The 20,276-nt window shown below is 71.4% G+C and carries 15 protein-coding genes; 5 read left to right on the plus strand and 10 right to left on the minus strand.

The annotated features are described in order from the left end of the window. Positions 1 to 179: 179 nt before the first annotated feature. The 3 genes from obgE to rplU form a co-directional block, all read right to left on the minus strand. Positions 180 to 1,616 (minus strand): GTPase ObgE, encoded by a 1,437-nt coding sequence (gene obgE / locus ABT360_RS32515; RefSeq protein ID WP_351824650.1) that lies wholly within the window; start codon positions 1,614 to 1,616, stop codon positions 180 to 182. A gap of 125 nt (positions 1,617 to 1,741) precedes the next feature. Further along, complete coding sequence (rpmA, locus tag ABT360_RS32520) at positions 1,742 to 1,999, minus strand: 50S ribosomal protein L27 (RefSeq protein WP_156694431.1); 258 nt, start codon at positions 1,997 to 1,999, stop codon at positions 1,742 to 1,744. A gap of 14 nt (positions 2,000 to 2,013) precedes the next feature. Next, positions 2,014 to 2,334, minus strand: coding sequence for a 50S ribosomal protein L21 (gene rplU, locus ABT360_RS32525; protein WP_156694430.1), 321 nt, complete (start codon positions 2,332 to 2,334; stop codon positions 2,014 to 2,016). A 284-nt stretch (positions 2,335 to 2,618) separates the two neighbouring features. Between rplU and ABT360_RS32530 the strand changes: the two genes are divergently transcribed. Next, entirely contained in the window at positions 2,619 to 3,218 is a 600-nt protein-coding gene (locus tag ABT360_RS32530) for an acyltransferase (protein WP_351824655.1), read from the plus strand. Positions 3,219 to 3,398: 180 nt separating this feature from the next. On the opposite strand, the gene ABT360_RS32535 is transcribed toward ABT360_RS32530, so the two are convergent. Then, positions 3,399 to 4,541, minus strand: a complete 1,143-nt coding sequence (locus tag ABT360_RS32535) for a hypothetical protein (RefSeq protein ID WP_351824658.1) — start codon at positions 4,539 to 4,541, stop codon at positions 3,399 to 3,401. 152 nt (positions 4,542 to 4,693) lie between these two features. On the opposite strand from ABT360_RS32535, the gene ABT360_RS32540 reads away from it, so the two are divergent. The 4 genes from ABT360_RS32540 (at position 4,694) to ABT360_RS32555 (ending at position 10,005) form a co-directional block, all read left to right on the plus strand. Then, entirely contained in the window at positions 4,694 to 5,068 is a 375-nt protein-coding gene (locus ABT360_RS32540) for an NTP pyrophosphohydrolase (RefSeq protein ID WP_444852365.1), read from the plus strand. 215 nt (positions 5,069 to 5,283) lie between these two features. Then, positions 5,284 to 6,387, plus strand: a complete 1,104-nt coding sequence (gene wecB, locus ABT360_RS32545) for a non-hydrolyzing UDP-N-acetylglucosamine 2-epimerase (RefSeq protein WP_351824664.1) — start codon at positions 5,284 to 5,286, stop codon at positions 6,385 to 6,387. A 112-nt stretch (positions 6,388 to 6,499) separates the two neighbouring features. Further along, positions 6,500 to 7,876, plus strand: coding sequence for a glycosyltransferase (locus ABT360_RS32550; RefSeq protein WP_351824685.1), 1,377 nt, complete (start codon positions 6,500 to 6,502; stop codon positions 7,874 to 7,876). Continuing rightward, positions 7,873 to 10,005 carry a glycosyltransferase family 1 protein gene (locus ABT360_RS32555; RefSeq protein ID WP_351824667.1) on the plus strand — a complete coding sequence of 711 codons (2,133 nt, stop codon included), beginning with the start codon at positions 7,873 to 7,875 and terminating at the stop codon, positions 10,003 to 10,005. The genes ABT360_RS32550 and ABT360_RS32555 overlap by 4 nt, the downstream gene beginning before the upstream one ends. Positions 10,006 to 10,072: 67 nt before the next feature. Here the strand turns inward: ABT360_RS32555 and galE are convergent, their stop codons facing one another. From galE to ABT360_RS32585, 6 genes are all read right to left on the minus strand, one after another. Then, positions 10,073 to 11,041 carry a UDP-glucose 4-epimerase GalE gene (gene galE / locus ABT360_RS32560; protein ID WP_351824670.1) on the minus strand — a complete coding sequence of 323 codons (969 nt, stop codon included), beginning with the start codon at positions 11,039 to 11,041 and terminating at the stop codon, positions 10,073 to 10,075. 83 nt (positions 11,042 to 11,124) lie between these two features. Continuing rightward, the gene (locus tag ABT360_RS32565; protein WP_351824673.1) at positions 11,125 to 12,408 is read right to left on the minus strand and encodes a nucleotide sugar dehydrogenase; all 1,284 of its coding nucleotides are present in this window, start codon (positions 12,406 to 12,408) and stop codon (positions 11,125 to 11,127) included. After that, on the minus strand, positions 12,405 to 14,033 hold the full coding sequence (locus tag ABT360_RS32570) for a glycosyltransferase family 2 protein (RefSeq protein ID WP_351824676.1): 1,629 nt from the start codon (positions 14,031 to 14,033) through the stop codon (positions 12,405 to 12,407). Before ABT360_RS32570 ends, ABT360_RS32565 begins: the two co-directional genes overlap by 4 nt. Continuing rightward, positions 14,030 to 15,043 (minus strand): Gfo/Idh/MocA family protein, encoded by a 1,014-nt coding sequence (locus ABT360_RS32575; RefSeq protein WP_351824679.1) that lies wholly within the window; start codon positions 15,041 to 15,043, stop codon positions 14,030 to 14,032. The genes ABT360_RS32570 and ABT360_RS32575 overlap by 4 nt, the downstream gene beginning before the upstream one ends. After that, on the minus strand, positions 15,040 to 16,167 hold the full coding sequence (locus ABT360_RS32580; RefSeq protein ID WP_351824682.1) for a DegT/DnrJ/EryC1/StrS family aminotransferase: 1,128 nt from the start codon (positions 16,165 to 16,167) through the stop codon (positions 15,040 to 15,042). Before ABT360_RS32580 ends, ABT360_RS32575 begins: the two co-directional genes overlap by 4 nt. A 397-nt stretch (positions 16,168 to 16,564) precedes the next feature. Beyond that, the coding region (locus tag ABT360_RS32585) for an Rne/Rng family ribonuclease (RefSeq protein ID WP_444852366.1) at positions 16,565 to 20,276 on the minus strand (3,712 nt) is incomplete at its 5' end.

Genomic DNA, 20,276 nt, shown 5'->3' on the forward strand with positions numbered 1-20,276 from the left:
GTCGAAGGCGGCGTCCCCGACGACGGCACGGACCGCCTCCGTGGCGTCCGCGAGGCTCTCCCGCTCCATCGGGGTCCGTACGTACCCGGCGGGCACCCGACACGGGGCGCCCCGACGCCCCCGCCGCACCGGGCGGGGTGCGCCGTCGGGCACGGGGCGCGGGGCCCGGGGCCGAGGGCCTAGAAGGGGTCGAAGCCGTCGAACTCGCGGTCCGCCTCGTCCCGCTCCGCCTGCCGGTCGCGGCGGCGCTGCGCGGCCGGGCGCGGGGCCTCCATGCGGTGGTCCTCGCCGCGTCGGCCGAGCATCTCCGCGCCCGCCATCATCGTGGGCTCCCAGTCGAAGACGACCGCGTCCTCCTCCGGGCCGATGGCCACGCCGTCGCCCGCGCGGGCTCCGGCCTTCATCAGCTCGTCCTCGACTCCGAGGCGGTTGAGGCGGTCCGCCAGGTAGCCGACGGCCTCGTCGTTGTTGAAGTCCGTCTGGCGCACCCAGCGCTCCGGCTTCTCGCCGCGCACGCGGAAGAGGCCGTCCTCCTCCTGCGTGACCGTGAAGCCCGCGTCGTCGACCGCCTTCGGGCGGATGACGATCCGGGTCGCCTCCTCCTTGGGCTTGGCCGCCCGCGCCTGGGCCACGATCTCGGCCAGCGCGAAGGACAGCTCCTTCAGGCCCATGTGGGCGACGGCCGAGACCTCGAAGACGCGGTAGCCGCGTGCCTCCAGGTCCGGGCGGATCATCTCCGCGAGGTCCTTGCCGTCCGGGATGTCGATCTTGTTGAGGACGACGATCCGGGGACGGTCGTCGAGGCCGCCGTACTGCTTCAGCTCCTCCTCGATGACATCGAGGTCGGTGACCGGGTCTCGGTCGGACTCCAGCGTCGCCGTGTCGAGGACGTGGACGAGGACCGAGCAGCGCTCGACGTGGCGGAGGAACTCCAGGCCGAGGCCGCGGCCCTGGCTGGCGCCCGGGATGAGGCCGGGGACGTCCGCGATGGTGTAGACGGTGGAGCCGGCGGTGACGACGCCCAGGTTCGGGACCAGCGTCGTGAAGGGGTAGTCCGCGATCTTGGGCTTGGCGGCGGACAGCACGGAGATCAGCGACGACTTCCCGGCGCTGGGGTAGCCCACCAGGGCCACGTCCGCCACCGTCTTGAGCTCCAGGACGATGTCGCCGGACCGCCCCGGCTCGCCCAGCAGCGCGAAGCCCGGCGCCTTGCGGCGGGCCGAGGCCAGCGCCGCGTTGCCGAGGCCGCCGCGGCCGCCCTCGGCGGCGACGTACGACGTGCCGTGCCCGACCAGGTCGGCCAGCACGTTGCCCTTCCTGTCGAGGACGACCGTGCCGTCCGGCACCGGCAGGATCAGGTCCTGGCCGTCCTTGCCGGACCGGTTGCCGCCCTCGCCGGGCTTGCCGTTGGTGGCCTTGCGGTGCGGCGAGTGGTGATAGTCGAGGAGCGTGGTGACCGACTGGTCGACGACCAGGATCACATCACCGCCCCGGCCGCCGTTGCCCCCGTCGGGGCCGCCGAGCGGCTTGAACTTCTCACGGTGAACGGAGGCACAGCCGTGGCCTCCGTTACCCGCGGCGACATGCAGCTCGACGCGGTCCACGAAGGTGGTCATGTTCTGTGCCTCCAGTTACGACAGTACGTACGGAAATGTCTACGTGTTAACACGCGAAGGGCGGACCCGCTTCCCGATACGTACGGGAAGAGAGGTCCGCCCTCGCAAAGAACCGAACAGCCCGATCAGGCAGCGGTCGGAACGATGTTCACGACCTTGCGGCCACGGAAGGTGCCGAACTGCACCGCACCGGCCTGCAGCGCGAACAGCGTGTCGTCGCCGCCACGACCGACGCCCGAACCGGGGTGGAAGTGGGTGCCACGCTGGCGGACCAGGATCTCACCGGCGTTGACGACCTGACCGCCGAAGCGCTTCACGCCGAGCCGCTGAGCGTTGGAGTCGCGACCGTTCCGGGTGGACGATGCGCCCTTCTTGTGTGCCATGTCTCCTCAGTCCCTTACTTCGCAGCCGTGGGGATCGCCGTGACCTTGATCGCCGTGTACTGCTGGCGGTGGCCCTGACGACGGCGGTAGCCGGTCTTGTTCTTGTAGCGCAGGATGTCGATCTTGGCGCCCTTGTGGTGGTCCACGACCTCGGCCGTGACCTTGATGCCGGCCAGCACCCACGGGTCGCTGGTCACAGCGTCGCCGTCGACAACGAGCAGGGTCGAGAGCTCGACCGTGTCGCCAACCTTGGCAGTGGAAATCTTGTCAACCTCAACGATGTCGCCGACAGCAACCTTGTGCTGGCGACCACCGCTGCGCACGATGGCGTACACGCGGATCTCTCTCTCGCTCGGAACGGAAACCCCTGATGCCAGCCGCCCGCACGGACCGGCGGGTCCGTGACTGTCCGGGTGGGGACGAGCGGCCTCTTCCAACCACGGACCGAGTCCGGCCGGAAGGGAGGTGCTCAGGAGTTGGCGCGCATGGAAACACGCCGACGGTCAAGGTTACGGTCCCCACTCCCGGGGGTCAAACCGGCCCGTCAAGGGTCCGGCCGGAGCACCGCCCGTATGCTCACCGGGCAAGCCGCGGGAAGCCGCACACCGGAAGGCAGAGCATGAACTACAGGGTCCAGCCCACCGCACAGGTCGCCGACAACGCCGAGATCGGCGCCGGGAGCAGTGTGTGGGAGCTCGCGCAGATCCGCGAGGGAGCGAAGCTCGGCGAGGGCTGCGTGATCGGCCGCGGTGCGTACGTCGGCACGGGCGTACGCATGGGCGACAACTGCAAGCTGCAGAACTACGCCCTGGTCTACGAGCCGGCCGAGCTCGGCGACGGTGTCTTCATCGGTCCCGCCGTCGTCCTCACCAACGACCACAACCCGCGCTCCGTCGACCCCGACTTCAAGCAGAAGCGGGGCGGCGACTGGGAGGCCGTGGGCGTGAAGATCGCCGATGGTGCCTCGATCGGCGCACGCTCGGTGTGTGTGGCGCCGCTGGAGATCGGCCGCTGGGCGATGGTGGCCGCCGGTGCGGTCGTCACCAAGGACGTTCCGGACTTCGCGCTGGTCGTGGGCGTTCCGGCGCGGCAGATCGGCTGGGTCGGCCGGGCCGGCGTCAAGCTGGTGGAGCGGGACGGCGAGCCGGGTGTGTGGGAGTGCCCGAAGACGGGTGCGCTGTACGAGGAGAAGGACGGCACGCTGACCGAGCGGGACTGACACGCGCTCGTTGTCGGAGCAGGACGGGTCCCGGGCGCGATGCCCGGGACCCGTCCTGTTTCTTCCGTCGGCCTCGCCGACGGAACGCGTGGGCGGCCGTCGCCGGGCGGGCGGCTCCCGGGGCGCGGGCAGGCGGGACACCGCCGCTGCCGGCGCACCGGTCCGGGCCGGCGGAACGCGTCACACCCGCGCCCACGCCTCCAGGGCGAGGCCCGGCTCGGGCTTCTGGCGGGCGACGCGCAGCGTGCCGTCGGTGCCGAAGGCGGCCATCACGACGCGGCCCCGGCCGTCGACCGCCAGCGCGGGGGCGCCCACGCACGGTTCGCCGGTGAGCGTCCAGGTGGCGCCGAGCGCCTCGTCCTCGGTCGGGTACGCGGCGAGGGCGGGACGGCCGGTGGCGGCGTCCCGGCGGGCCATGATCGTGCAGTCGTGGCCGTCGACGGCCGTACGGAGCAGCGCGACCGGCCCGGTGCCCGTCCCGGAGCCCAGGACGGACGGGGCCTTGTCGGAGGGGCGCCAGGCCCGGACCGTACCGTCGTCGGCGTCGTGCCAGAAGTGGGTGAGGCGGCCGGCTCCGGTGCGCTCGGAGGACAGGGAGCCCGCGTCGGCACGGGCCGGGACGTCCTCGGCCCGCTGGAACTTCACGCCCTTGGTCTCCTGTGTCCAGCGCAGGATGTGGTCCTCAGCGGGCGCGGTCAGCTCCATCAGGCCGTCGGAGGTGATCGACGCCCGGATGGGACCGGTGATCCCGCTGCCCTTGAGGTCGGCCCACTTGTTCCACTTGCCCGAGGGCACCGAGGAGCGCCCGCAGATCCCGCCGCCCACATTGCGTACGAAGACGTGCAGCGAGCCCTCGGAGTCGATGACGGCCGCGGGCGGGCCGATCTCGGCGGCGAGCTCCGGGTCGTTCGGGTACGGGTTGCCGACCACGGCCCAGTCCCGCACGGCCAGGCCGGACTGGTACTGGAGGGCGAAGACCACGTCGGTGGCGGGGGTGCCGTCCGCGAGGCGCGTGCGGCGCAGCGCCACGAGATGGACGTAGCCGTCGGCGCCCTGGGCTATGGAGACGTGCGGGTCGATGTGGGGCGCCGGGATCGTCTCAGGGCCGGTCCAGTCGGGGCCGCCCGGGTGCTTCTCGGTCCAGCGCAGCACGGCGCCCTCGACCGGGGCGTACGCCGTGAGGCGGCCGTCCTTGCCGCGCACCAGCCAGTCGGTGGTGGCCGGGAGGGAGGCGCCGGGGAGCGGGGCACCGGCCGTGGCGGCGCTACGGCGCGACGGGGCTTCCGCAGGACGCTTGGATTTCCGCGCGGACCACACCGCCATGGCTCACCGCCGACCTTCCCCTGAACAGTTCAAACAGTTCAAACAGTTCACGCACAGTTCCCCCAAGCTTGCGCGACGATAGCATTCTGGCGCCTGTTCCCCAGTCCCCCCGAACGGCCCAACCGACCGCCCCCCATGGGACCCTCGTGACCGTGCTCACTCTTCTCGTCGTGGACGCCGCGAACGTCGTCGGATCGGTGCCGGACGGCTGGTGGCGGGACCGCCGCGGAGCCGCCGAGCGGCTGCGTGACCGGCTCGTACCCTGTGCCGCCGACGGGGTGGCCGGGCACCCGGGCCCGCTGGAGGTCGTCCTCGTCGTCGAGGGCCGGGCCCGGGGGGTGGAACCGGTGCCCGGGGTGCGGGTCGACGCGGCGCCGGGCAGCGGCGACGACCGGATCGTGGAGCTGGCGGGCGAGGCGGCCGCGGCGGGGCGCCGCTGCGTGGTGGTGACGGCCGACCGGGAACTGCGCCGACGGGTGGCGGCACACGGCGCGGAATGCCTCGGGCCCCGCTCCGTACGGCCCTGAGAACCGCCGCGAAACCTCGCCGTCAACTGTTCACGGAATCGTTATCCCCGCCGTTCACAGGTGCGCAGGCACCTTCTGACCATGTCTGACCACCGCCGTCGGACCCCGGCGTTCCACCCCATGCTCCGGCCGCGGGCCTGGTCATCCCGGCCATTGCCTACGATGGCACGGCACGCCTCCCTCATTGACCTGTCCCAGTAGAAGAAGAGTGCTCAGTGAAAGTCATCAGCATCGTCGGCGCACGTCCCCAATTGGTGAAGCTCGCCCCCATCGCGGCCGCGTTCGCCGAGACGGAGCACGAGCACTTCATCGTGCACACCGGGCAGCACTACGACGCCGACCTCTCCGACGTCTTCTTCGACGGCCTCGGCATCCCTGACCCGGACGTCCACCTGGGCGTCGGCTCCGGCAGCCACGGCGTCCAGACCGGTGCCGTGCTCTCCGCGCTCGACCCGGTCCTGGAGCGCGAGAAGCCGGACTGGGTGCTGGTCTACGGCGACACCAACTCCACCATCGCCGGTGCCCTTTCGGCCGTGAAGATGCACCTGCCGGTCGCCCACCTGGAGGCGGGTCTGCGCTCCTTCAACCGGCGCATGCCGGAGGAGCACAACCGCGTCCTGACCGACCACTGCGCCGACGTCCTGCTCGCCCCGACCGAGGAGGCCATGCGCCACCTCGCCGACGAGGGCCTGAAGGACCGTGCCGTGCTGGCCGGTGACGTGATGGTCGACATCTGTCTGAAGATCCGGGACGACGTCCTGGCCGGGAAGCACGCCGCGCCCGTGCTGCCCGAGGGCATCGACCCGTCCAAGCCGTTCCTGCTGGCCACGCTGCACCGGCCGGACAACACCGACGACCCGGAGCGGCTCGCCGCCATCATCGACTCGCTGGCCGGCCTGCCGATCCCCGTCGCGCTGCTCGCCCACCCGCGTCTGGTCTCGCGCGCCCAGGCGCACAACATCGAGCTGAACACCGGTTCCGTGCACGTCGGCCGTCCGCTGCCGTACGCCGGTCTGGTCGCCGCCGTGCTCGCCTCGGCGGGTGTCGTCACCGACTCGGGCGGTCTGCAGAAGGAAGCGTTCCTGCTGGAGCGCATCACGACGACCATCCGTCCCGAAACGGAGTGGGTGGAAACCGTCGACACGGGCTGGAACGTCCTTGTTCCCGACCCGCACACGCTGTCCGCCGACGAGTGGGCCGCGACCGTGACCCGCGCGGTGCCCACGGCCGACCCGGGCACCCCGTACGGCGACGGGCGGGCCGCCCAGAACGTAGTCCGGATCATGGAAGAGTGGAAGGGAGGCAGCCGGCACGCGTGACCGGACAGGTCCTCTCACGAGGCACTTTTCCGCACATGTCACCGTGCTAGCGTCACCGGTTATGTCAGCGTCTCCCAGGTCCGGGCTGCCCGCGGCAGGCAAGCGGCCCCATGTGATCTACCTCGCCATCGGTTTCCCGCCCGCGGCCAAGAGCTGCGCGTACCGCATGCGCGAGACCGCGAACCAGTTCATCAACCAGGGCTGGGACGTCACCGTCGTCACCATCGCGCAGGAGTCGTGGGAAAGGGACTCCGGCGTCGACCTCACCCTCCTGGAGCAGGTCGACCCGAAGATCAAGATCGTCGAACTGCCCTTGGTGCGTGAGGACCTGGAGACGGACATCCGTCTCTACAGCGAGGAGCGCGCACTCAACCCGAACGGGTGGGTGACGCGGCTGCGTCGTCGCCAGATGGAGCCGTTCCCCGAGCCCAACTTCGGTGAGTGGCGCGAGGATCTGGAGCAGGCCGTGCTCCGCATCCACGGCGAGCACCCGGCCGACCTGCTGCTCGCCAGCTGTGTCCCCTACGTCAACCTCGCCGCGGCCTGGAAGCTGTGGGAGGAGGCGAAGGTGCCGTACGCGGTCGACTTCCGCGACGGCTGGTCCATCGACGTCATCGACGGCGTCGAGGCGTTCGCCCGCGACTCCGCCGAGGGTGTCTGGGAGCAGAAGATCCTCGACAACGCGCTCTCCCTGTGGGTCGTCAACGACCCGATCGCGGAGCACTACCGCACCCGCTACCCCGACTTCGCCGACCGCGTCCACGTCGTGCGCAACGGCTACGACGCCGACAGCTCGCCCGGCAAGGCGCACCGCGCCAACCCCGAGGCGGGCCTGGCGTTCGGCTACCTCGGCACCGTCAACTTCACGGTCCCGCACCTGGAGACCGTGCTGAACGCCTGGCGCGCGGCCCGCGAGAAGGAGCCCCTGCTGGCCAATGCCACCTTCGAGGTGCGCGGCCACATCGGCAACGGCTCGGGCCGGGAGGCCAACCGGCACGCCGAGGTCCTCAAGCAGGCCGAGGTCGACGGCGTACGCTTCGGCGGCCCCGCCGCCAAGGCCGAGGTGGCGTCCATCTACGCCCGCTGGGACGCGATGGTCCTCATCCTCATCGGCGGCCGTTACGTCACCTCCGGCAAGGTGTACGAGTACATGGCGACCGGTCTGCCGATCGTCTCGGCGCACGTCGTCGAGCACGACGCCTCGAACGTGCTGCGCGGCCACCCGCTGTGGACGGGTGCCGTCGGCATCGACGAGGAGGGGCTGACCGAATCGTTCATCAAGGCCGCGCACATGGCGGTGGAGACGAGCGACGAGGTGCACGCCGAAGCCATGGCGCACGCCGACCAGTTCACCCGCGAGGCGCTGATGACCTCCGCCGTGAAGCAGCTGATCGACGACTTCACCGCCCTGAAGGCGCAGAGCACGGACACCACGGACGCGGCTTCCCTCGCCGAGAACCAGATCGTCGCCGGAGGACCGTCGCTGTGACCAACGTCCTGTTCATCGCCAGCGTCCGGCCCCAGCTGGGCGTGTTCGCCGACTCGGTGCGCAAGTTCCGCGCCGCGGGCGCGCAGACGTACCTCGCCGGTACGTTCCCCCTGGAGCCGGTCGCCGAGGAACTCGCCGCCATGGAGCTGGACGGCACCCACCAGCTCCCCCGCAACCTCAACTTCCGCAGCACGGCGCTGCGCCGCAAGGCCCGTATGGCGCCGGGCGGGATGAAGGTGTGGATGCAGGCGGAGCGGGACAGCGTGCTGCGCCGGCTGGCCCGCAAGGCCGACGTCCTGGTGGCGCTCGACGCGGGCGCCGTCTACACTGTGTGGCGCCTGGCGCAGTACTACCGCGTCGAGGAGGCCCACTTCGGTCTGGCGCCGGCCCTGAAGGCCGTCGACCGGGTCAAGGAAAAGGGCTCCACCGCCGGCCGGGGCGTCCTGCCGCCGCTGGACGTCGTCAAACAGAACGTCCGCCGCTCCGTGGACGGGTTGCCCGCCACCGTCATGCGGCACGCCACCGCCCGCCCGGTGATGCGCTCCACGGTCGGCGCCCGGATGTGGCGTACGGCCGTCACGGCGCCCGGTGTGCCGCCCAAGGTGCGCATCGCGACCTCCCGCTATGTGGCCGAGGGCATGCAGTGGGCGGGCCGCACCAGTGGCGCCGCGCTGGCGCTCGCCGCCGCCGCGTCGAAGATCTCCGACCTGGGGCTCAAGGCGCAGCTGCTGGACGAGGCCGTGATGAAGGAGCTCGGCAAGGGCCTGAACCCGCGCGACCTCGACAAGGCGGTCGCCGCGCAACTCGCCCACGCCGACGCCCAGTTCGCCGAGGGCAACCACGAGAAGGCGTCCTTCGCGCTGGACCGTGCGCTGTTCCTGGGCTTCCACCGGGTGCTGCACATCGACCAGCTGTCGTCCCCGCTCGCCAAGGACGCGCAGGGCTTCGTCAAGCCGCTGTACCGCTCCAAGGTCATGGACGTGCTCAGCCGCCCCCAGGGCCGCAGGACCCCGGCGGCACCGGCCCCCAAGGGCCGTCCGCTGCGGCTGCTGGTCACCACCAGCGCCAACGACAACTTCCTGCACCACATCCTGGACCGGTACGGCAACCACGAGGGCGTGGAGCTGCGCTACCTCGACCTGGCGGCGCAGAAGGCGCTCAAGCGGATCGCCTGGGCGGGCCGCCGGGTGCTGGAGGACCGCCTGGCCGGCGGCACCAGCACGTACCAGGAGGAAGTGGAGCGGCTGATGCGGCCGTACCTGGACTGGGCGGACACCGTCTTCCTGGACTGGTCGGTCGGCCCGGCGGCGATGCTGACGACGATCGACCCGGGCGACACCCGGATCATCGTCCGCCTGCACAGCTACGAGGCGTTCACGCGCTGGCCGCACATGACGGACTTCTCGCGGATCGACGACCTGATCTACGTCGCCCCGCACGTGAAGGACCTCGTCGAGTCGCTGGTGCCGATGCTGCGCGGTGACAGCGCGCCGCGTGCGCACCTCATCGACAACGCCATGGACCTGTCGGGCTTCGCCCGTCCGAAGCCGGCCGACGCCCGGTTCAACCTGGGCCTGGTGGGCATCAGCCAGGTCGCCAAGGACCCGATGTGGGCCGTGGACGTGCTGCGCCGGCTGCGGGAGAAGGACGAGCGCTACCGGCTGCTGCTGGTGGGCGGCGACATGAACCCGAAGACCAGCCGGGCGACGCGCGACTACCGGCGCCAGTTCGACAAGGAGATCGCCCCGCTCATCGAGGAAGGCGTCGTGCTGAAGCTCGGCCCCACCGACGACGTGCCGTCGGCGCTCACCGACATCGGCGTGATCCTGTCCTCGTCGGTACGTGAGGGCTGCCACGTGGGCCTGATGGAGGGCGCGGCGAGCGCCGCCGTCCCCGTCGCCCGTGACTGGCCGTTCTACGCGGGCAAGCCCAACAGCGCCCGCACGCTGTACCCGGAGGGCTGGGTCGTCGGCTCCACGGAGGAGGCCGCGAAGCGGATCCTGGAGACCACGGCGACCGAGGAGGCGTGGCAGAACGCCGGCAAGCTGGCGTCGGAGTACGCGCTGTCGACGTGGGACTGGCCGGTCGTGAGCAAGGCCTTCGACAAGCTGTTCCTCGAAGACCGTTAGGCAGTAGGCAGTACGGCGGAAGGGCCCCGGGAGCGATCCCGGGGCCCTTCCGTCGTATCCGCGGTGCTTACGGGTGGCGCAGCTGCCAGCCCGCCCACGCGGACTCGACCATCTCGCGCACCCCGTACCGCGCCCTCCAGCCCAGCTCCTCGGCGATGCGGTCGGCGGAGGCCACCACCCGGGCAGGGTCGCCGGGGCGGCGCTCGGTGACGAGCGGCTTGATGTCGGTGCGGCCGGTGACGTCCTGGATGATGCCGACCATCTCCGTGACGGAGACGCCCTCGCCACGGCCGATGTTCAGGATCAGCGAGGCGTCCGGGTCGGCGGCCAGCCGGCGGGCGGCGGCCACGTGCGCGGAGGCGATGTCCTCGACGTGGATGTAGTCGCGGATGCAGGTGCCGTCGGGCGTCGGGTAGTCGTCGCCGAAGATCCGCGGCTGCTCGTCGGCCGTGAGGCGTTCGAACACCATCGGTACGAGGTTGAAGACGCCGTCGTCGCCCAGCTCGGGCGTGGCGGCGCCCGCCACGTTGAAGTACCGCAGCGAGGCGGTCGCCATCCCGTACGTCCGGCCCGTGGCCGTGACCAGCCACTCGCCGGCCAGCTTGGTCTCGCCGTACGGGTTGATGGGCGCGCACGGTGTGGCCTCGGTGACCAGGTCCACGTCGGGCATGCCGTACACGGCGGCCGACGACGAGAACAGGAACCGGGTCACACCGGCCTCGACGGCCGCCTCCAGGAGTGTACGGAGGCCCTCGACGTTCTCGCGGTAGTAGTGCAGCGGCTTGGCGACCGACTCGGCGACCTGCTTCTTGCCCGCGATGTGCACGATGCCGGTGACGCCGTGCTCACGCAGCACGCGGTCGACGACGTCACGGTCGAGGACGGTACCGACCTCCAGGGGGACGCCGTCGGGGAGCCGCTCGGCGCGGCCCGTGCTCAGGTCGTCCAGGACGACGATCCGCTCGCCGCCCTCGGCCATCGCCTTCACGACGTGGGAGCCGATGAATCCGGCGCCGCCAGTAATCAACCAGGTCATGGGGAAACCTTCTGCGCGTCGGCCCCGCCCCGCGGGTGTGCGGGGCAGGGCCACGGTCGGGTCGTGCGGTGTTGCGGGGGTGCTCAGCCGCCGATGACGACGCGGCGGACACCCTCCCAGCGGGCCGGGTCCGTGGTGCGGCGGCCGTCGACCAGGACGGTGACGTCCGGGAGGTCGGAGGCGGCCAGCTCCTTGTACTCGGCGTGGTCGGCCTGGAGGATCGCGGCGGTGACCTTCTCGCCCTGGTGCGGGGTGAGGCCGTGCGCAGCCAGCTCCTCGGCCGTGTACATCGGGTCGGAGACGTACGGGACGGCGCCGCGGGCCTTGAGTGCCTCGACGGTGCCGAAGACGCCGGAGAACGCGGTCTCCTTGACACCACCGCGGTAGGCGGCACCCAGCACGAGGACGTTCACGTCCTTCAGGTCGCCGTAGGCGGCGGCCAGCAGGTCGACGGCGTACTCGGGCATCGCGGCGTTGGCCTCGCGGGCCGAGCGCACGACGGTGGCCTCCGGGTCGTTCCACAGGTACATCCGCGGGTAGATCGGGATGCAGTGGCCGCCGACGGCGATGCCCGGCTGGTGGATGTGGCTGTAGGGCTGCGAGTTGCAGGCCTCGATGACCTTCAGGACGTCGATGTTCTGCTTGTCGGCGAACCGGGCGAACTGGTTGGCCAGACCGATGTTGACGTCGCGGTAGGTGGTCTCGGCGAGCTTGGCCAGCTCGGAGGCCTCGGCGGTGCCCAGGTCCCACACGCCGTTGGCGCGCGGCAGGTCGTCGCGCTCGTCGAAGTCGAGGACCTGCTCGTAGAACTCGACGCCGTGCTTGGCCGACGCCTCGTCGATGCCGCCGACGAGCTTGGGGTAGCGGCGCAGGTCGGCGAAGACGCGGCCGGTGAGGACGCGCTCCGGGGAGAAGACCAGGTGGAAGTCCTTGCCGGCGGTCAGGCCGGAGCCCTCCTCCAGCATCGGCGCCCAGCGGGTGCGGGTGGTGCCGACCGGCAGGGTGGTCTCGTAGGAGACCAGGGTGCCCGGCTTGAGGCCCTTGGCGATGGCCTTGGTGGCGGAGTCCATCCAGCCGAAGTCGGGGGTGCCCTCGGCGTCCACGAACAGCGGGACGACGACCACGACGGCCTCGGACTGGGCGACGGCGGCCGCGGTGTCGGTGGTCGCGGACAGCAGACCGGCGTCGACGGTCTGCTTCAGCAGCCGGTCGAGGTCGTGCTCGCCGGGGAAGGGCTCGGTGCCGGCGTTGACCAGCTCGACGACCTTCTCGTTGACGTCGGCGCCGATGACCTTGTGGCCCTTGGCGGCGAACTGCACGGCGAGCGGCAGGCCGATCTTGCCGAGCGCGACTACACAGATATTCATCGGGTCAGTTTCCTCTTCACACGGGACATCAGTTGACGCAGTCGCTTGCCCACGCCGAGCGAGGGCTCCCAGAGCGGAGCCGTGGTGATCACCAGCCGCCCCTTGGGGTTGGCGTTGGCGGAGATCCGGTACGGGATCACCTCGCGCCAGCGCCGCGCCAGGGGCAGTGGCACGCCACGGACCGGCACGGGGATCTCGTACGCCGAGCCTGCCACGTCGGCGTACACGCGCACACCGAGCTTGGCACTCTTCGGTTTGACCGGGATACGGGCGGTCAGCAGGGTTCCCTCGCCGTCCTCGGTCGGCTTGCGGGTGAACTCCCCCACCGGCGCGGGCAGTTCATGTCCTACGGGGAGCCTGCGGGCGCCGGGCTTGTCGGCGCTCTTGGGCATGGCCTTGGTGGCGAGCCTCACGACGGCGGAGCCGGTCTCGCCGGCCAGCCCGAGCCGTACGGTCAGGGCGACGGCCATGTCGTCGCCGTTCTGGTCCCACTCGGCCGCGACCAGCGAGGTGCCGTCGGCCAGCCGGCCGGGGACGGCCTCGCCGATCACCTCGTACACGCGGTCGGGCAGCCCCACGGCCGGGTCACGGAAGCCGGGGTAGCGGACGAACGCCCGCCCGTCCTCCAGCAGCAGCGGCGGCGAGCCGTGCTCGGCCTCGTCCTCGATGGCCCGTACGAGCTCCTCGACGGCGCCGCGCCGGGCCAGGCAGATCCGCACCCGCCGCTTGACGTCCATCGCGTCGCGCAGCGCGTCGGTGAAGTAGTCGTCCGCCAGCCTCGCGATGCCCGCGCACACCTCGGTCCGCGTCACCGCGTCCAGCGCCGGGAAGTCGTCCTGGATGAGCTTGGCGAGCTCCCAGGTGAAGTGACGCTTGAGGACGGCGTCACGCTGCGGACCCGCCTCGATCAGCGAGGCCGCGAAGTGCATGATCCGCTCGGTGCACCGCAGCCGCGACAGGTGGTTCGCCCGGTAGGTGATGTTGCTGGCGTCGCCGCGCTTGACCGCGTAGTAGTAGGTGTAGTCCGCGAGGACCGAGATCTTCGCGGCCCGTACGCACGCCTCCAGGGTGAACGGCTGGTCGGAGCCGACCGGCAGGTCCTCGGGGAAGCGCAAGCAGTACTTCTCGACCAGCTCGCGACGGAAGAGCTTGGTGTTGGCCAGGGTGAACGGCAGGGCCGAGTCGTACAGCGAGATGTCCGGGTCGCTCTTCTTGAAGAGCGCCTGGTGGACGTAACGGCCGTTGGTGCCCACCATCTTGCCGACGACGACGTCGGAGCCGTGCTGGTCGGCACAGGCCACCATGCGCTCCAGGGCTTCCTCGCCCAGGTAGTCGTCGGAGCCGATGAAGTACACATAACGACCGGTGGCCAGCTCCAGGGCCCGGTTGCTGGGAGCAGCCGGGCCACCGGAGTTGGCCTGATGGATCACCTTGACAGTGTTCGGGTACTTCTCCGCGAAGCGGTCCAGTTCCCGGCCACTGTCGTCGGTCGAGCCGTCGTCGACGGCCACGACCTCGAGCCGGTCCAGCCCGATGCTCTGCCCCACCAGCGAGTTCAGGCACTCGGTGAGGTACGGCATCGTGTTGTACACGGCTACCACGACGGTGACATCGGGTGTGGTCAACTGGCCACGTCCTCCGGGGTGAGCCGCACGGTGACACCGCGGTCGGCGGAGTCGATGACGGCCGCGGCCACCTCCACCGTACGCAGACCCTGGCGCAGCGTGCAGATGTCGTCCGACTTGCCGAGGACGGCGTCCCGGAACAGCTCGTGCTCGACGAGGAGCGGCTCGCGCTTCGGAATGGCGTAGCGGATCATGTCGCCCTCGGAGACCCCGCGGAACGCGCGCAGCGCCTCCCACTCGGTGGCGACGGCGGCGTTGGAGTAGAACGTGAGGTCGGCGGTGAGGGTGTCGGCGATGAAGCAGCCCTTCTCACCGGTGACCGACGTGAAGCGTTCCTTCAGCGGGCTCAGCCAGTTGACGAGGTGGTTGACCATCGTGCCGTCGGTGAGCTGGCCGACGGCGGAGACCATGTCCTCGTGCGGGCGGCCCGACTTGGACACCGTGTGCGCGGCGATCGACGTGTACTGCTGGCCGGTGACCCAGCCCGTCAGGTCGATGTCGTGGGTGGCGAGGTCCTTGACCACGCCGACGTCCGCGATGCGGTGCGGGAAGGGGCCCTGGCGGCGGGTGACGACCTGGTACACGTCGCCCAGCTCGCCGGCCTCCAGGCGGGAGCGGAGGCTGCGCAGCGCCGGGTTGCAGCGCTCGATGTGGCCGACGCCGGCCACCAGGCTCCGCGTCTCGAAGGCCTCGACGAGGCGGCGGGCACCGTCGACGGTGTCGGCGACCGGCTTCTCGATCAGCGCGTGGACGCCGGCGTCGGCGAGCTTCAGGCCGACTTCCTCGTGCAGCGCGGTCGGGCAGGCGACGACGGCGTAGTCGATGCCCAGCGAGATCAGTTCCTCGACGGTGGACAGGACGGGAGCGCCCTGCGCCCAGCCGTTCTTGTCGCCCATCGGGTCGACGACGCCGACGAGGGTCACGCCGTCCAGTCCGGCCAGTACGCGGGCGTGGTGGCGTCCCATCGAGCCGAGGCCGATCAGACCGGCCCGCAGTCCAGCAGCAGTCACAGGTTCTCTCCCAGCGCGTTCACGGCGGTGACGATGCGCTCAAGGTCGTTCTGGGTCAGCGAGGGGTGCACGGGCAGCGAGACGACCTCGGCGGCGGCCTTCTCCGTCTCGGGCAGGTCCCAGTTGCGGCCCGCCTTCTGGTCCGGCTCCCAGTACGGCTTCAGCCGGTGGATCGGGGTCGGGTAGTACACGGCGTTGCCGACGCCCGCCTCGGTGAGCTTCGCCATCGCGGCGTCCCGGGCGCCCTCGCCACCCTTCACGCGGATCGTGTACTGGTGGTAGATGTGCCGCGCGCCCTCGGCGACCACGGGGGTCACGATGTTCGGCGCGGTGATGTGCTCGGTGAGGTACGCGGCGTTGGCGATGCGCGTCTCGGTCCAGCCGTGCAGCTTGGACAGCTGCACGCGGCCGACGGCGGCGGCGACGTCCGTCATGCGCATGTTGGCGCCGACGATCTCGTTGGCGTACCGCTGCTCCATGCCCTGGTTGCGCAGCAGGCGCAGGGTGCGGGCGGTCTCGGCGTCCGCGGTGGAGATCATGCCGCCCTCGAGGGAGTGCATGTTCTTCGTCGGGTAGAAGCTGAACGTGCCGCCGGAGCCGAACGCGCCGACCGGGGTGCCGCCCAGCGCCGCGGCGTGCGCCTGGCAGGCGTCCTCGACGACCGCGAGCTTGTGCTTCCCGGCGATAGCCATGATCTTGTCCATGGCTGCCGGGTTGCCGTAGATGTGGACCGGCATGATCGCGGCGGTGCGCGGGGTGATGGCGGCCTCGACGGCGGCCGGGTCGATGTTGAAGCTGTCGGCCTCGATGTCGACGAAGACGACGTCGGCGCCGACGAGGCGGACCGCGTTCGCCGAGGCGGCGAACGAGAAGGACGGGACGATCACCTCGTCACCCGGGCCGATGTTCAGCGCCATCAGAAGGAGGTGCAGCGCCGACGTACCGGAGTTGACGGCGACGCAGTGGCGGCCGTCGACCAGCTCGGAGAATCCCTCCTCGAAGGCGGCCACTTCGGGGCCCTGTACGACGCGGCCGGTGCGCAGTACGCGTACCGCGGCCTCGATCTCTTCTTCACCGATGACCGGGCGGGCAGCGGGGATGGGCTGCTCGTTGATGCTCGGCATGGACGTCCTCCTTGAACACCGCAAGAGCTCTTTGTGGCAGAGGTCTGAAGGGTGTTGCGGAGGCTAACAAGGCCGCGCTTACCCCTCCGGCGCGATGCCGACGCCCTACCGAGGAATGCTGGGACCGGTCTGTCCCGGAACCGGGTCGGTCACCGACCGTAGTCTTCGGGCGGGGCCCGCCCACGGCAGCGACCGGCGTCACATTATCAGGAATTTCCTGGTCAATTTCTGGGCCGTTAACCGTTGGGGGCATCGATTCCGAAACGAAATCCGGGTTCGGACCCCGGGTAATCCGGGGTGGAACACAGAACGTTCAATCGCCGCTCGCCAACTGTTCGGCAGTCAGGTGGCCCCGGTTCGCCGTGACCGTTGTCACGGCGAACCGGGGCCCGCCCGACTACTGCTCGGCCGGGACGGTCTCCTTCGGCGACGACTTGGCGGCCTTTGCCGTCTTCGCCGTCTTTGTCGCCGACTTGGTGGCCGTCTTCTTGGCCGTCGTCTTCTTCACCGCCGTCGTCTTCTTGGCCGCGGTCGTCTTCTTGGCAGCCGTCTTCTTGGCGGCGGCCTTCTTCGCCGGGGCCTTCTTGGCCGTCTTGCGCGCCGTGGCCTTCTTCGCCGGGGCCTCGGCCTCGGCGGCCTCCGCCTCCGGTGCCTGGACCTCCGGAGCCTGGACCTCCGGCGCCTCGGACGGCTCGGCCGCCGGTGCCTCGTCGGTCTTGGACTCCGCCGAGGAGCCGCTGCTCACGACGATGACCGCGGCTTCCGCCGCACCCGCCGGGGAAGCGGCCGGAGCGGTGACCTTGCGGACCACCCGGCGGCGCGGACGCAGCGGGGCGGCCACGGGGGCCTCCTCGGCGACCGGCTGCTGGTCCTGGACCGACTGCTGCTCCTGGACCGGCTCGGCGCGGACGGGCTCCGGCTGGACCGGGGCGGCCGTGGGCGCGGGCTCCTCCTCGGCCACCACCGGCTTCGGCGGGCCCGCCGGGGCGGTCGCCTTGCGGGTGGCACGCCGCCGGGTACGGCCCTGCGGGGCCTCGGCAGTGGTGGGAGCGGGTGCCTCCTCCGCGGCGACCGCGAGCGCCGGAAGGGCCTGCACCTCGATGGCCTCGGGGGCCACCTCGGCGACCGCGAGCTGCGGCTCGGGCTCCATGGCCGGCTTCGGCGCACCGGCCGGAGCCGTCGCCTTGCGGGACACCCGGCGGCGCGAACGGCCACGGCCCGCGGCCGCCTCGGCCTCCGCGACGCTGGAGTACAGCTCCTCGTCGGGACGGAACGGCTCCTCCACCGCCACCGGCGCGGCGATCTCCGCCGCGACCTCGGCCTCGGTCTCGGTCTCCTCGGCCTCCTCCTCGGTGCCGGTGGTCTCCAGCTCCGCCTCGGCCTCGGCCTCGGCGGCGCGGGCGCGCTTCTTGGCGCGCTTGCCGCCGTTGCCGCCGCCACCGGCGGTGGTCGGCTGCTCCATGTGCACGATCACGCCACGGCCGTTGCAGTGGACACAGGTCTCGGAGAAGGACTCCAGCAGGCCCTGGCCCACCCGCTTGCGGGTCATCTGGACCAGGCCCAGCGAGGTGACCTCGGCGACCTGGTGCTTCGTACGGTCCCGGCCCAGGCACTCCAGCAGGCGCCGCAGCACCAGGTCCCGGTTGGACTCCAGCACCATGTCGATGAAGTCGATGACGACGATGCCGCCCAGGTCGCGCAGCCGCAGCTGGCGCACGATCTCCTCGGCCGCCTCCAGGTTGTTCCTGGTGACGGTCTCCTCCAGGTTGCCGCCCTGGCCGGTGAACTTGCCGGTGTTGACGTCGACCACGACCATCGCCTCGGTCTTGTCGATCACCAGCGAACCGCCGGACGGCAGCCAGACCTTGCGGTCCAGCGCCTTCATCAGCTGCTCGTCGATCCGGTACGTGGCGAAGACGTCGACCTCCGACGTCCAGCGCTGGAGACGGTCCGTCAGGTCGGGCGCGACGTGCGACACGTACCCGTGGATGGTCTTCCACGCCTCGTCGCCGCTGACGATCACCTTCGAGAAGTCCTCGTTGAAGATGTCGCGGACGACCCGGACGGTCATGTCGGGCTCACCGTAGAGAAGGGTCGGGGCGTTGCCGCTCTTCGCCTTCTGCTGGATCTCCTCCCACTGCGCCTGCAGACGCTCTACGTCACGGCGCAGCTCGTCCTCGCTCGCGCCCTCGGCGGCGGTGCGCACGATGACGCCCGCGTCCTCGGGGACGATCTTCTTGAGGATGGTCTTCAGCCGGGCGCGCTCGGTGTCGGGCAGCTTGCGGCTGATACCGGTCATCGAGCCCTCGGGCACGTACACCAGGTAGCGGCCGGGCAGCGAGACCTGGCTGGTGAGGCGGGCGCCCTTGTGGCCGATCGGGTCCTTCGTCACCTGGACGAGGACGGACTGGCCGGACTTGAGCGCGGTCTCGATACGGCGCGGCCCGTTGGCCATGCCGAGCGCCTCGAAGTTCACCTCACCGGCGTACAGGACGGCGTTGCGGCCCTTGCCGATGTCGACGAAGGCGGCCTCCATGGACGGCAGCACGTTCTGGACCTTGCCCAGGTAGACGTTGCCGACGTAGCTGGTGGCCTGCTCCTTGTTGACGTAGTGCTCGACGAGGACGTTGTCCTCGAGGACACCGATCTGGGTGCGCTCGCCGCTCTGGCGGACGACCATCACGCGCTCGACGGCCTCGCGGCGCGCCAGGAACTCCGCCTCGGTGATGATCGGCACCCGGCGGCGGCCCTGCTCGCGGCCCTCGCGGCGGCGCTGCTTCTTCGCCTCCAGACGGGTCGAGCCCTTGATGGACTGCACCTCGTCGGACGGCTCGGCCTTCTCCCGGGCAGGACGCGGCTCGCGGACCTTGACGACCGTACGGACGCCGTCCTCCTCGCCGGGCGTCTCCGCCTCGACGCCCGCGTCACCGCTGCGACGGCGACGGCGACGGCGGCGGCGCGAGCTGCTGGTACCGGCGGCGGACGGGGTGCCGGCCTCGTGCTCCTCGGCCTCCTCGTCCTGCTCCTCGTCCTCGGCCTCCTGCTCGTCGGCCTCGGCCTCGGCGCGGGCGGCCTCCTCGGCCTCCTCCGCCTCGGTGGCCTCGCCACGGCGGCGACGGCGGCCACCACGACGACGGCGGCGCGACGGGCGCTCGCCGAACTCGTCCGTCTCCTCGCCCTCGGCGGCTTCCGCCTCGGCCTCGGCCTCGGTCTCCGCCTCGGGCTCGGGCTCGGCGTCGGCCGCCGGGGCGGCCTTGACCGGCTCGGCCTCGACGACCGGCTCGGCCGGCTCGCCACGGCGGCGGCGACGGCGACGACCACCGGTCTCGGGCTGCTCGGCGACCTCGACGGGAGCCGGGGCGACGGTCTCGGTGACCTCCGCCTCCTCCTGCTCGGCGGCCTCGGCGGCGGCCGCGGCGGCGGCGGTCTCCGGGGTCTGGAACATCGGCTCGGTGAAGACCGGGGCCTGGAAGACGGGCACGGCGGGCCGCGCGGCACGGCGGCCACGGGACTGCTCGGGCTTCTTCACCGGCTCGGCGGTGAACTGCGGGGTGCCGGCCCGGCGCCGCGTACGGCCACGGGACGCGGCTTCCTCGGCGGCGGCGACCTCGGCCCCGGCCTCGCCGGAGGAGATCTGCGCGACGGTGTCGGCCGGCAGGCTCTCGCCCGTCTCGGTGACGTCCTCGTCCTCCGCCCGGACCTCGGCGGCCGGCGCCTGCGGGGCGCCCGCCGGAGCGGTCGCCTTACGGGTGGCACGGCGACGGGTACGGCGCGGGGCGGCCTCGGGCTCCTCGGCGGCTTCCTCGGCGGCCGGCGCCTGCGGCTCGTCGGCGGTCGGGGCCTGCGGCTCCTCGGTGACCTGGGGGGCACCCGCCGGGGCGGTGGCCTTACGGGTCGCGCGGCGGCGCGGACGCGCCGGAGCGGCCTCCGGCACCTCGACGGCCTGCGGCTCCTCGGACGCCTCAGCGGCCACGGCCTGCGGTGCCTCGGCCGGGGCCTGCGGCTCCTCGGTGGCCTGGGGGGCACCCGCCGGGGCGGTGGCCTTACGGGTCGCGCGGCGGCGCGGACGCGCCGGAGCGGCCTCCGGCACCTCGACGGCCTGCGGCTCC

It is taken from the genome of Streptomyces sp. NPDC000229, assembly GCF_040300825.1.
Classification (GTDB): Bacteria; Actinomycetota; Actinomycetes; order Streptomycetales; family Streptomycetaceae; genus Streptomyces.